General features: G+C 71.1%; 9 protein-coding genes and 1 pseudogene. 6 read left to right on the top strand and 4 right to left on the bottom strand.

Features of this window, described 5'->3' with window-relative positions; genetic code table 11:
• Positions 1 to 143 precede the first annotated feature (143 nt).
• Positions 144 to 1,646: a sodium/proline symporter PutP gene (gene putP / locus ACZ4NB_RS36680; protein ID WP_467667382.1), complete on the bottom strand. Its 1,503-nt coding sequence runs from the start codon at positions 1,644 to 1,646 to the stop codon at positions 144 to 146.
• 680 nt (positions 1,647 to 2,326) lie between these two features.
• Between putP and ACZ4NB_RS36685 the strand changes: the two genes are divergently transcribed.
• A complete protein-coding gene (locus tag ACZ4NB_RS36685) occupies positions 2,327 to 3,709 on the top strand; it encodes a family 2B encapsulin nanocompartment shell protein (RefSeq protein WP_467667383.1) in 1,383 nt (460 codons plus the stop codon).
• Between the two features lie 334 nt (positions 3,710 to 4,043).
• Positions 4,044 to 5,207 (top strand): SufS family cysteine desulfurase, encoded by a 1,164-nt coding sequence (locus ACZ4NB_RS36690; protein WP_467667384.1) that lies wholly within the window; start codon positions 4,044 to 4,046, stop codon positions 5,205 to 5,207.
• A gap of 154 nt (positions 5,208 to 5,361) precedes the next feature.
• Here the strand turns inward: ACZ4NB_RS36690 and ACZ4NB_RS36695 are convergent, their stop codons facing one another.
• On the bottom strand, positions 5,362 to 5,592 hold the full coding sequence (locus ACZ4NB_RS36695; protein ID WP_467667385.1) for a hypothetical protein: 231 nt from the start codon (positions 5,590 to 5,592) through the stop codon (positions 5,362 to 5,364).
• Between the two features lie 521 nt (positions 5,593 to 6,113).
• Here ACZ4NB_RS36695 and ACZ4NB_RS36700 point away from each other — a divergent pair.
• Positions 6,114 to 6,674: pseudogene (locus ACZ4NB_RS36700) on the top strand (DUF6817 domain-containing protein); the annotation flags it as partial.
• A 21-nt stretch (positions 6,675 to 6,695) separates the two neighbouring features.
• Positions 6,696 to 7,649, top strand: a complete 954-nt coding sequence (locus tag ACZ4NB_RS36705; RefSeq protein WP_467667403.1) for a ketopantoate reductase family protein — start codon at positions 6,696 to 6,698, stop codon at positions 7,647 to 7,649.
• Here ACZ4NB_RS36705 and ACZ4NB_RS36710 read toward each other — a convergent pair.
• Complete coding sequence (locus ACZ4NB_RS36710; RefSeq protein ID WP_467667386.1) at positions 7,576 to 8,460, bottom strand: SDR family oxidoreductase; 885 nt, start codon at positions 8,458 to 8,460, stop codon at positions 7,576 to 7,578. The genes ACZ4NB_RS36705 and ACZ4NB_RS36710 overlap by 74 nt on opposite strands.
• A gap of 148 nt (positions 8,461 to 8,608) precedes the next feature.
• On the opposite strand from ACZ4NB_RS36710, the gene ACZ4NB_RS36715 reads away from it, so the two are divergent.
• Entirely contained in the window at positions 8,609 to 9,631 is a 1,023-nt protein-coding gene (locus tag ACZ4NB_RS36715; protein WP_467667387.1) for an Lrp/AsnC family transcriptional regulator, read from the top strand.
• 230 nt (positions 9,632 to 9,861) lie between these two features.
• Positions 9,862 to 10,521 carry a guanitoxin biosynthesis heme-dependent pre-guanitoxin N-hydroxylase GntA gene (gene gntA, locus ACZ4NB_RS36720; protein ID WP_467667388.1) on the top strand — a complete coding sequence of 220 codons (660 nt, stop codon included), beginning with the start codon at positions 9,862 to 9,864 and terminating at the stop codon, positions 10,519 to 10,521.
• A 97-nt stretch (positions 10,522 to 10,618) separates the two neighbouring features.
• On the opposite strand, the gene ACZ4NB_RS36725 is transcribed toward gntA, so the two are convergent.
• On the bottom strand, positions 10,619 to 12,370 hold the full coding sequence (locus ACZ4NB_RS36725) for a M28 family peptidase (protein WP_467667389.1): 1,752 nt from the start codon (positions 12,368 to 12,370) through the stop codon (positions 10,619 to 10,621).
• Positions 12,371 to 12,594 lie beyond the last annotated feature (224 nt).

The following is a 12,594-nucleotide window of genomic DNA, read 5'->3' on the forward strand; positions in this document are numbered from 1 at the left end:
CGGGTCGACTACCCGCCGTTACGGGTCCGCACGGCCCCTGGCGTCCGGCGCCACCTCCAGCACAGCATCACCGCGCGGTGCCCGCAGCTCCGCGCGTCGAGCGGCTGCGGTCGCGGACGTCAGGGGGGAGCCTCTCCTCGGCCTCAGCCGACCGGGACCGAGGACGCCGCGCGCTTGTCCATGGGGCCGGACCAGACCCGTCGCGCAGGGCGGCCGACGAACTTCCCGAACAGCAGCGCCGCCGCCGTGGCCGCCAGCACCCCCGGCACCATCTCGTACACGCCCGACCGCAGCGGCCCGAGGAGGGGATCGATGTGCTTCCACAGCACCACGGTGACCGCCCCGGTGACCATGCCGGCCATCGCCCCCGCCCGCGTCATCCGCGGCCAGTACAGCGACAGCAGGATCACCGGGCCGAAGGCGGAGCCGAAGCCCGCCCAGGCGTACGCGACGATGTCCAGCACGGCGCCCCCGCTGAGCGCGATGACGTACGCCACCACCGCGACGGCCACCACCGCCACACGGGACGCCAGGACCATCGACGCGTCCGAGGCCCGCCGTTTGACGAAGGCCCGGTAGAAGTCCTCGGTCAGGGCCATCGCCGAGACCAGCAGCTGACTGTCCGCGGTGGACTTGATCGCGGCCAGTACGGCCACCAGCAGAACGCCGGCGATCCACGGATTGACCAACTGGGCGCACAGCGCGATGAACACGGTCTCGGGGTTCTCCAGCGGGTGGTCCAGCGCGGCGACACCCACCAGCCCCACCACCGAAGCGCCCGCCAGCGAGACGACCACCCAGCCCACGCCGATGCGGCGGGCCAGCGGAATCTCCCGGGTGCTGCGGATGCTCATGAAGCGGGCCAGAATGTGCGGTTGACCGAAATACCCCAGCCCCCAGGCGAGCAGCGAAATCACCGCCACCGCGCCGAGCGGCTGCCCCTGTGCCCAGTGCACGCCGTCGAAACCGGCCTTGGCCCCCACGTCCAGCAGAGCCGGACTCTTGCGGGTGAGCGCCTCGTGCATCGCGCCGAAGCCCCCCAGCAGCCCGATGCCGATCGTCGGGAGCGCCACGGCGGCACAGAACATCAGCGTGGCCTGCACCGAGTGCGTCACACTGACCGCGCGGAAGCCGCCCAGGACGGTGTAGACGACGATCACCACGGCGAAGACGGTGAGCGCGAACTCGAAACCGCCTCCGAAGATGCCCTCGAACAACACGCCCCCGGCCAGCAGGCCACTGGCGACGTAGACGGTGAAGAACACGACGGTGACGGTCGCCGACACCACCCGCAGCATTCTGCTGCCGTCCTCGAACCGCTCCTCGAAATACGCCGAGAGCGTCTTCGCATCGCCGGCCAGCTCCGTATACGTACGCAGACGCGGTGCGACCAGGCGCCAGTTCAGATACGTGCCGACGGCGAGGCCGACGGCAATCCATGAGGCGCCGATTCCGGCCGCGTACACCGCTCCCGGCAACCCCAGGAACAGCCAGCCGGACATGTCACTGGCTCCCGCGGAGAGGGCCGCGAGGGGCGCACTCAACCGGCGCCCGCCCAATGCGAAATCGGAGAACGTCAACGTGTCCTGATAGGTCGCGATACCCACGGCCACCATGGCCAACAGGAAGATCCCGAATGTGATCATGACCGGTACGATCAGGGATGTCACCACTGCTCCCTCGGCGCAAGCACTGCCTCATGGTCCTGGAGCCAAGGGGGCGGATCCCACGGAGAATCCCCGGAACAGGCTCCGGCGCCAGCCGACACTACGGACCCTCCACCCGCCACGACACCCCTTTCACACAAGTCCCCGACAAACACAGGCCCGTTCCCCGTACAGGGGGCCGCTCTCCGACCCCGCTCGACGCCGTCTTGGGACCGCACCCGGCGTTTCCCCGGCGGATCATCCGCTCCCCCACTCCCCCGCTCCCCTCGGCCTCCGTGTGCCCCGGCTCTCCCCGCATACCTCACCAGAACCTGGCGGATCGTCATAGGCCAGCGCCATAAGTCACCCTTTAGGAAACGCAAAGTAGTGTTATGAGGGTGAATCTGGTCGTATGCGGGGCGCCTTGTGACGTCGAGTGACATGCCTCGACGTCGATGGAATGACCAATTCCGCTCTGCCGGGGCGTGGCACGGACGGCTCGACGCCCCGCAGTCGCTCATGCGTACGGAGCTGCGCATTCAGTTCAGCGGGCGTTTCAGGCCGCATCCCGGCGGACGGTCGGTTGCGGGCCGGCGGAGCCCGACAACACGATCGGAGCGTCCCTGCGTGCCGTCGGCCCCGCGCCGGCCGTTCGGCATGTCTGTCTGCGAGGAGGTCCTGTGAACGACCAGATGAGTCTCAGCCCGAATGCGGCACGGCAGCTCGCGACCACCACCAAGACCGCACCGCAGATGCGCGGCATCACGCCGCGCTATCTGCTGCGCGCCCTGCCCTGGGTCGACGTCGAAGCGGGTGTCTTCCGCGTCAACCGCCGCCGTACGTACGTCCTCGGAGACGACCGCATCAGCACCCACACCGACGGCGGCTCGCCCCGCGTCATCCCCGGGGACCTGCGGGAACTGCCCTACCTCCGGGAGGCCGACGACGCACTGCTGGCCGAACTGGCGGGCGCCTTCACGGAAGTCCCCTTCGAGGCCGGGCAGTTGCTGGCGCAGGACGGCGACGCGCACGACCGGCTGTGGGTGATCGCCCAGGGCCGCGCCGAGAAGCGGGTGAGCGGCCGCTACGGCGAGGATGCCCTGCTCGAAGTGGTCGGCGACGGCCAGTTCTTCGACCTCGATGCCTGGACCCGCTCCGAGCCCCTGCCGTACCGCGTCAAGGCGCTCACCCCCGGCGTGGCGCTGTGCGTCGAGCGCAGCGCGCTCGCCGGGCTGTGCGACCGCGATGCGACGGTGCGCGGCGCGCTGGACGCCTACCTCGCCGCGGACGGCGTACTGCCGGGCGCCGAGGTGCCGGTCGACCTCAAGGCCGGCCACGACGGCGAACCGGACCTCCCCGGGACGTTCGTCGACTACGAGGACACGCCCCGCGAGTACCACATGACCCTCGCCCAGACGGTGCTGCGGGTGCACACCAGGGTCTCCGACCTCTACAACGGGCCGATCGACCAGACCCGGGCCCAGTCCAACCTCACGGTCCACGCGCTGCGCGAGCGGCAGGAGGCCTCGCTGCTCAACCACCCGGAGTTCGGCCTGTTCAACAACGTGGCCCCGGGGCAGCGGGTGCAGGCGCGCACCGGCTCGCCGACCCCCGACGACCTCGACGAGCTGCTGACCCGCGTCTGGAAGCAGCCCGGCTACTTCCTCGCGCACCCCAGGGCCATCGCCGCGTTCGGCCGGGAGTGTACGCGCCGGGGCGTGCCCCCGATCATCGACAACCGCTTCGGCAGCCCGCTGCTGACGTGGCGCGGGGTCCCCCTGCTGCCCTCCGACAAGGTGCGGTTCTCCGGCGGTGCGGGCATCGGCACCACCGAGATCCTGCTGATGCGGGTGGGCGAGGCCGAGCAGGGCGTGGTGGGTCTGCGCCCGGCGAAGGTCGAGGACGAGGTGGAGCCCGGCCTGTCGATGCGGAACATGGGCGTCGACCAGAAGGGCATCACGTCGTACCTGATGACGGCGTACTTCAACACCGCGGTGCTGGTGGAGGATGCGCTCGCCGTGCTCCAGAACGTCGAGGTCTCCAACTACCATGACTACTCCTGACGTTACGCGGGGTCGGTGGCTCGACACGGTCCCGCAGGCGACCACGGATCCGGCTGCGGCGCTTCCTCCGGTCACGGCCCCCGCCACCGCACCGACGTCGACCGCGGCCGCGGCCGCCACGACGGCTCCGGCTTCCGCTCCGGCCGCGCAACCGGTCGGGCATCCGGTCACGCAACCGGTCGCCGGAGGATCTCCGTCCGCCGCCTCCCCACCCGGCCTCCCGCAACCCTCACAACCCGCCGGTCTCCCTGGTCAACCCGCCGGACTTCCCGGTCAACCCGTCCCGTTCTCCGCAGAGTCGGCGCGGCGGGACTTCCCGATCCTGCACCGGACCGTGAACGGGCACCCGCTGGTCTGGCTGGACAACGGAGCCACCACGCAGAAGCCGCGCCAGGTGATCGAGACGCTGGCCGGCTTCTACGGATCCGCCAACTCCAACATCCACCGCGGTGCCCACACCATGGCCCGGGAGGCCACCGAGGCGTACGAGGCGGGCCGGGCGGCGGTCGCCGACTTCCTCGGCGCACCGTCACCGGACGACATCGTCTTCGTACGCGGCACCACCGAGGCGATCAACCTCGTCGCCCAGAGCTGGGGGCGGGCCAACCTCGGCCCCGGGGACGACATCCTCGTCCCGGTGCTGGAGCATCACTCCAACATCGTCCCCTGGCAGTTGGTCGCCAAGGAGACCCGGGCCCGGGTGGTACCCGTACCACTGCAACCGGACGGGCAGATCGACCTCACCGCGTACGCCGATCTGCTGTCGATGCGCACCCAGCTCGTCGCGATCAGCCATGCGTCGAATGTGCTCGGCACCGTCCCGCCGGTCCGCGAGATGACCGCGCTCGCGCACCGCTACGGGGCCAAGGTGCTGGTGGACGGGGCGCAGGCGGTGGCGCACTTCCCCGTCGATGTGCAGGACCTGGACGCCGACTTCTATGTGTTCTCCGGGCACAAGTTGTTCGCGCCCACGGGGATCGGCGCCCTGTACGCCAAGCCCGAGATCCTGCGGAGCATGGCGCCGTGGCAGGGCGGCGGCAACATGATCGAGTCGGTCAGCTTCGCCCGTACGTCCTATGCGCCGGTGCCCCACCTCCTGGAGGCCGGTACCGGGCATATCTCCGGCGTGGTCGGTCTGCTGTCCGCGCTCAACTGGCTGACGTCCTTCGACCGGGACGCCATCGCCGCCTACGAGACCTCGCTCATGGCGCACGCGCAGCAGGCGTTGTCCACGGTTCCGGGGCTTGAGCTGCTGGGTTCCGCGCCCGAGCGGATCGCCGTACTCACCTTCACCCTCGCCGGCCACGATCCGTCACAGATCGCCGACTGGCTGGACCGCGACGGCATCGCCATCCGGGCCGGCCACCACTGCGCCCAGCCCGCGCTGGCCCACTACGGCGTGGAGAGCGCGGCCCGTGCCTCCCTCGCGCTGTACAACACACCCGAGGAGGTGGACAAGCTGGTGGCGTCCCTGCACCGGCTGCAGCAGGCCGCCTGACGCCGGGTCCGCCCGACGCCGCCGACCGGACCGCGGTCGGCGGCGTCGGCGTGGATCGCCCGCGGTCCGGCGCTCCGGCACACGGCAGGGGACCGGCCCGTGCGGGCAGGTCCCCTGCGATAGGAGGTGTTCGGGCGTCTCTCGGCCCGGATGGTCAGCGGATGATGATGACGCCGAATCCGTAGCCATAACCGTGGTCGTAGCAGTCCCAGCCGCCCCAGCCCCAGTCGTCGTCGCAGCCCCATCCGTGGGTGGCGGCGTGGGTGGGTGCGGCTGCCGGAGCGGCGGCGGGAGCCGCGCTGGCGGCGCCGGCCCCGGCAAGCACGAGGAAGGGCACTGCACACAGTGCCGCGGCTATGCGGTGGGTCCTGGTCTTCGCGCGCATGATCGTCCCCTCTCGGGGTTGGTGCGTTGCCGATACGTCGGCATGTCGATGTGGAGTTCTCCTGGCCTCACCACCGTGCGCCGGGAACGCGCGAGGCCCTGACGCACCGTACGGAGGCGACTTAGCAGGACTCCGAACCTGCTTCGCGGACATCGTTGCAACCTCAATCAGATGTCACTTTCGAGCGTAGGCACCGGGCCCTGAGAGGTCAAAACATGCGCTCTCCGCAGAGAGCCGGGTCCTTGAGAGCCATGCGAAATCCAAGCTATTACTTGGAAAGTGGCAAGAGAATCCGAGGATTGACTTGGATTTACGGCATCCTCGATGATCACCGCAGGGCCAAGGGCGGCAACCGCGCCCCCTTCCCGCGCCAGGCCGGACGGCAGGCGCGGGCCGGGGCGGGTGCCGACCCGTCAAGCACCGAAAGGAGCCCGCAGCCCATGTTCTCCGTACCTCCTGACGCCCATGGTTCAGGCGTCGATCCTGATCTCGGCTCAGACCTCGCTTCAGATGCTCCGGACATCGGTTCCGTGACCGCCCGCGTCACCGACCTGCTGCGCGAGTGGGGCGCCGACACGCTTGAGCATCCCGGTGGGACGCTGCTGGCTCACCTCCACCGGGTGCAGGAGCAGCTCGCCGAGTGGGGCGCCCGGCCGGCCCTGCGACTCGCCGGCCTGTGCCATGCCTGCTACGGCACCGATGGCTTCGCCACCCACCTGCTGCCGCTCGACCGCCGCGCGGAACTGGCCGCGGTCATCGGCGCCGAGGCCGAGGCACTGGTGTACTTCTACGCCGGCTGCGACCGCGGCGCCTCGTATCCCACCCTCGCGGAGCCCGACGCCACCTTCCGGGACCGTTTCACCGGTCGCACCCGCACACCGTCCCTCGCGCTGCGGCGGGACTTCGCCGAGCTCACGGCCGCCAACGAACTCGATATCGCCCGCGTCGATCCCGGGTTCCGGGAGACCTCGGGCGCCGGTCTGCTCACCCTGTTCGGCCGGCTTCGACCGCTGTTGAGCACCTCCGCGTGGCGGGACTGCCGGACGGTGCTCGCCGAGCCGTCGGGCCGTCCCGCGACCGAGCCCGCCGCCCGCCCCTGGAGCGTGGCGGTGCTCGGCCCGGGAGGAGTCGGCGGTCTCCTGGCGGGCGTGCTGTCCCGTGCCGGCCACCGGGTGATCTGTGTGGCCGGGGAGGCGACGGCGCGGGTGCTGCGGCGGGACGGCATCACGGTGCGCAGCGCGCAGTTCGGCGCCTTCACCGCGCGGGTCGAGGCGGACACCGAACTGCGCGAGCCGGTCGATCTGTGCCTGGTCGCCGTCAAGCACACCGCTCTCGCCGCGGCGCTGGAGCGGATCCCGCCCGACGTCGTCGGTGACGGCTGGGTGGTTCCGCTGCTCAACGGCATCGAGCACCCGGACGTGCTGCGCGGCCGCTACGGCGCGCGGCGTGTCGTGCCGGGCGTCATCCGCGTCGCCTCGACCCGTACCGCGCCGGGAATCATCGAGCACGGCAGCCCGTTCACCGAGATCGATCTGGCCGGAGCGCCCGAGCGCCTCGGACCGCTGACGGCGGTGCTGGAGGAGGCGGGAGTGCGTACGCGCGTAGTGGACGACGAGACCGCGGCGCTCTGGGCCAAGCTGGCGTTCCTGGCTCCTTTCGCGCTGCTCACCACCCATTACGGTCTGCCGATCGGTGAGGTGCGGACCGAGCGGCGCGAGGAGCTGACCGCCCTGGTCGCGGAGGCCGCCGCGGTGAGCGGGGCCTGTGGTGCGCCGACCGATCCCGCGAAGACCCTGGAGCTGTACGACGCGTTCCCGGGCGAGAGCCGGTCGTCGATGCAACGGGACGCGGAGGCGGGCCGTCCGCTGGAGCTCGATGCGATCGGGGGTGCGCTGCTGCGGGCGGCCGACCGGCACAGCGTGCCCGTGCCGGTCGCCTCCCGGTTGGTGGCCGCGTTGCGGGTCGGCACGGACACCGAGGTGCTCACCGGCGCGGACGGAACGCGGCGGCGTGGTCGAGGGTCCACTGGTGCAGGGTCCGCGCCGGTGCGCCGGTGATCTCCTCGACGGTGCCGGTGGTGACGGGGCGGGGCCGGTCGAGCATCTCGGCGTAGCCGTTCAGCAGGACCTCCACGAAGGAGTCGGGGATCGCCGCATCGGCCAGCAGCTGCTGCCGAGCGGCTTCCCGCGACAGTTCCTGCCATCTCAAGGGCCGGCCGAGTGCCTCGCCGATGACGCGGACCTGCTCGGCCTGGGTCAGGACGTCCGGGCCGGTCAGCGGGTATACGGCGGCGTCGTGGCCGTCGCCGGTCAGGGCGCGCACCGCGACGGCGGCGATGTCCGCCTCGTGCAGGGGCGCCATGGCCACGGCCCCGAAGGCGCCGCGTACCGCATCGCCGGTGCGGATCTGGTCGGCCCACCACAGCGCGTTGGCGGCGAAGGTGCTGGGCCGCAGGTGGGTCCAGCGCAGACCGGAGTGTTCGATCAGCTGCTCCACCGCCCGGTGGGAACGTCCCACCGGGTGCGGCTGCTGGTCCCATTCGAGCCCGCTGCGGACGGCGCCGGAGGACAGCAGGACCACGCGGCGTGTGTGCCGCCGGAGGGCGTCCACGACGGCGGCGGCCGGCTCGGCGCTGTGGAAGGGCCACATGAGGAAGACCGCGTCCGCCCCTTCCAGGGCCGACTCCAGCGCGCCGGAGTCGGCGAGGTCGCCCTGGTGCACTTCGGCCTGGTGCGGAAGCCGGGCCGCCTCGGGGGTGCGGGTCAGTGCCCGCACCTCGCCCACGTGGGCCGCCAGGAGCTGGGAGACCACCTGTCGGCCCACGTTTCCGGTCGCTCCCGTGACGAGGATCGTGCTGTTGGCGTTCATCGAAGCCTCCGTGCGTGGTGGGGTGCGGCGGGCTGTGCCGAGGTCTGCCGGTGTCCGGCCGACCGCGTCCACGATCACCGGGCAGGGCGCGGGAGGGCCATCCAGCAGCGTCACTGCGCAGGAAGTCGTCACGAGCTAGCGTGAGACGATGAATTCCGTCATAACCAACGCCTCCGGCGCCGATGCCGTTGCCGGTGCCGGTGCCGGTGCCATGGATGACGTCGACCGCGGTCTGGTCCATGCGCTCCAGATCGACGGACGGGCACCGTTCCGCACCGTCGCCGAGGTTCTCGGTGTCTCGGAGAACACGGTCGCCCGCCGCTATCGCAGACTGCGGTCGGCCGGCGTCCTCCGGGTCGTCGGCGTCGTCGACGGCGGGCCGCTCGGCCACACGTCGTGGACCCTCCGGATCCAGTGCACCCCGGATGCCGCCGGTGCCATCGCCGGCGCTCTGGCCGCCCGGTCCGACACGTCGTATGTGTATCTGCTCTCCGGAGGGACGGAGATCTCCTGCCACGTCCAGACGCCGTCCGCCGCCGAGCGCGATGCCCTGCTGCTGCAGCAGCTCCCCAGAACCAGCCGGGTCACCGCGGTCTCCGCACACCTGCTGCTGCGCGCCACCGCTCTGCCGAAGGACTGGGCCGGCTCCGCCCGGCTCTCGACGGAGCAGGTCGACCGTCTGCGGCCCGCCCCGCCGTCCCCGGGCGAGGGGCCGGTGGTCCTCGACGATCAGGACCGGGCGATGCTGGAGGTCCTCCGGCGCGACGGCAGGGCCGGCTACACCGAGCTCGCGGCCGCCGTGGGCGGAGCCGACTCCACGGCGAAGCGCCGCCTGGACGCGCTGCGGCGCGCCGGCGTCCTCACCTGCGCCGTCGACATCGCGCCGGCCGCTCTGGGGTTCCCCACCGAGGCCCGGCTGTGGATGTCCGTACGGCCCTCCGGGCTGAGCGACACCGCGCATGAGCTGGCCGCGCATCCCGAGGTCTCCTTCGCCGCCATGACCACCGGCCCGAGCAATCTCGTCGCCGCGGTCAACTGCCGCAGCGCCGATGATCTGTGCCGGTACCTGACCGAGCGCGTGGCCGCGCTGGATGCCGTCCGGTCCCTGGAGACCGCGCCGGTGATCCGCACCCTGAAGCGCACGGGGAGCGGCCTGCCCGCCGCGCGCTGACGGCGCCTGTCGGGCGGAATCAGGCCGTGCGGCCCGCCGGGGCGGCATCGCGGCCGACGGGACCCGGCCGGCCTCGGCTCCGTTCCCGTCGCCGCTGGTGAGGGCGGCGGACCAGGTGCCCTGCTGTCATGTCTTGACGAACTGGCGGGGTTCGATCTTCACTTCCAGAGTCCCCAGCACGGCCAGGGCCCCCACCACGGGCGAGGCCCCCCTCACCGAAGGTCACGAACATGACGGTTGACGCCTCCGCCGCCACTGAAGTCGGGCAGTTCCTGCTCGGCGATGCCTTTCCCTGCCTGGCCGGCCGTTCGGCGTGGCGGCAGGGCGGTATCACCCATCATCACTACACCTGGCTCGGGGGCGACGGGGCCGCCCGGCAGATGACGGAGGACCTGCACGCCTATGTGAAGTCGGTGGACTGGGACGCCAAGCCCTTCACCAGCTTCGTCGCCACCTTCTCGGGCCCGCTGAACGTGCCGGACACCGAGTTCGAGGACCTGATGTGGCAGCAGCTGCAGGCGGTCCACGATCATGACAGCCTGACCCACTCCTGGGCCGACGGCTACGACCGCGACCCGTCGTCCGGCGCCTTCGCCTACAGCGTGGCCGGGCACCCGTTCTTCGTCATCGGGCTGCACGAGACGCACAGCCGCATCGGCCGCCGACCGCCGTTCCCGATGCTCGCCTTCAACTCCCACGCCCAGTTCGACCGGATCAAGGCCGCCGGCCTGTGGGACCGGCTCCAGGAGAAGATACGCAAGCAGGACATAGAGCTGCAGGGCGACATCAATCCGAACCTCGTGGAGTACGAGCAGCTCTCCGAGGCCCGGCGCTACTCGGGCCGTCGCAAGCCGGCCGACTGGAAGTGCCCCTTCACCGCACGGGCCTGAGGCGGAGACGTGGGACGGGCCGGGTGGCGCAGGTCGTCCGTGCGCCGGAGGGACGAGGTGCCGGCGGGCCGGTCCCGCCCCTCCGGGCAGCGGGAGGTCAGCCGGTGTGCAGGGCCGCGTCGTCGAGGACGAAGCTGGTCTGGAGGCTGGCGTCCTCGGTGGCGGTGAAGGTCAGCGTGATCTGCTGTCCGACGTAGCGGCTCAGGTCCAGGGTGCGCTGGGTGTAGCCGCTGGCCGCGTCGGTGTTGGACAGGGTCGTCAGGGTGGTGTCGCCCACCTTGACCTTGAAGGTGTCGTAGGCGACGTTGCCGGTCTCATCGGTGTCGATGTGCAGCCAGTAGGTCAGTGTCGCTCGGCTGCATCCGGCGGGAACGGTCACCGGCTGGCTGAGGGTGTCGGCGGCGGTGCGGCCGTAGCCGCCGAGCCAGGCGAACCGGCTGCCGCTGTGGGCGGACTGGCCCGAGTGGGCGCCGATCGCGCCGGTGTCGCCCGTCCAGGGGGTGGTGCCGTTCTCGAATCCGCCGTTGCCGAGGAGCTGCCGGCTGGTGCAGCTGCCGGTCCCCTTGACCGTCAGGGCGAAGGTCGTTGCGTGCGTGACGGATCCGGTGCCCGTGAGGGTGAGGGAGTAGGTGCCGGGGGCCGCGGTCGCGGACGCGGCGACGGTCAGGGTGGAGCTGTCGCCGGACGTCACCGAGGCGGGGCTGAAGGAGACGGTCACGCCCGCCGGGGCGCCCGAGGCCGACAGCTGCACCGTCTGGGCGGAGCCCCTGGTGGTCGCCGTCGAGATCGTGCTGGTCACCGATGAGCCCGGGTCGACGCTTCCCGAGGACGGGGCGGCGGCCAGGGAGAAGTCGTTCGCCGGGGTGGTGTCGCTGACGGCGAGCTTCCACAGGGTGTAGGCGATGCCGTCCGCGCTGCGGTTCAGCCCGGTGCTGTTGATGTTGTTGGTGGTGTCGCAGGACTGGTGGTAGCAGGAGTCGTAGGAGCGGTTGGCGGTGCCGCCCCACTTGGCCGCCTGGGCGGAGGTCTTCCGTGCGCCGGCGCCCATCGCGTATCCGGAGGTCGGGATGCCCGCCTGTTCGAAGGAGTAGTCGTCGGAGCGGCCGGCGCCCTCGGTGTTCTCCTCCGGCTGCAGGCCGAGGGAGTCCCAGTACGCCTTCATCGGCGCGGCGGCGGCGGAGTTGACGTGGTTGATGAAGTAGCCGCCGTTGGTCGAGGCGACCATGTCGAAGTTGTAGTACGCCTTGATCTTCGAACGCTCGGTACTGGAGAGGGAGTTGACGTAGAAGTCGGAGCCGTTGAGGCCCTGCTCCTCGTCCGTCCACCAGCCGAAGCGGACGCGGGCGGCCATGGCGGGGTTCTGCTCGGCGAGGGTGAGTGCGGTCTCCAGGAGCACGGCCGAGCCGGAGCCGTTGTCGTTGATGCCCGGTCCGGCGCCGACGCTGTCGAGGTGGGAGCCGAACATGTACACATTGCCGGCGTCGCCCTTGGGCCATTCGGCGATCAGGTTGGGTCCGGCTCCGGTGGCGCAGCCGGAGGTGCAGGGCTGCTCGGTGACGGTGTAACCGGCCGCCTGGAGCTTGTTCTTGACGTAGGCGACGGAGTCCCGGTAGCCCTGTCCGCTGGACTTGCGGTTGCCGCCGTTGCGGGTGGCGATGTTGTTCAGCTCGGTGAGGTGCGCCTGGACCTTGGCCACATCGATGTCGGGGGCGGCCTGGGCCAGGCTGCTGCCGGTGGCGGGCCGGGGCGTCTGCGGTGTGGCCGCGGCCGTGGGGGCCGCGGCGAGGATGGCTGCTGCGAGGGTGGCGGCGAGGGATATGCCGGCCACCGAGAGTCTTCGTAACACCATGGCTCCTTGAGGGGGTAGCGCGTTCTACCGACGGAGGATCTGGTGGGACACCGGGGCGGGGCAGCGTCGTGTCGTCGTCCGGCCGGTTTCCGACGGGTGGGGGCAGTGCACGGCAGGAGGACGGTATGTCGAGGACGGCATGTCCATGACCCGGGCGGCCGTACCATCACATCAGGACGGGCCCGGCGTCAACGCATGTTCCTGCGCAGGGCGTTGATTGTCGG

This window comes from Streptomyces sp. NPDC026575 (assembly GCF_055567415.1).

Excerpts from the sequence above, each read along its gene's own strand:
- putP (WP_467667382.1), bottom strand. The coding sequence starts at position 1,646 with ATGATCACATTCGGGATCTTCCTGTTGGCCATGGTGGCCGTGGGTATC.
- ACZ4NB_RS36725 (WP_467667389.1), bottom strand. The coding sequence starts at position 12,370 with ATGGTGTTACGAAGACTCTCGGTGGCCGGCATATCCCTCGCCGCCACC.
- ACZ4NB_RS36715 (WP_467667387.1), top strand. The coding sequence starts at position 8,609 with ATGAATTCCGTCATAACCAACGCCTCCGGCGCCGATGCCGTTGCCGGT.
- ACZ4NB_RS36695 (WP_467667385.1), bottom strand. The coding sequence starts at position 5,592 with ATGCGCGCGAAGACCAGGACCCACCGCATAGCCGCGGCACTGTGTGCA.
- gntA (WP_467667388.1), top strand. The coding sequence starts at position 9,862 with ATGACGGTTGACGCCTCCGCCGCCACTGAAGTCGGGCAGTTCCTGCTC.
- ACZ4NB_RS36710 (WP_467667386.1), bottom strand. The coding sequence starts at position 8,460 with ATGAACGCCAACAGCACGATCCTCGTCACGGGAGCGACCGGAAACGTG.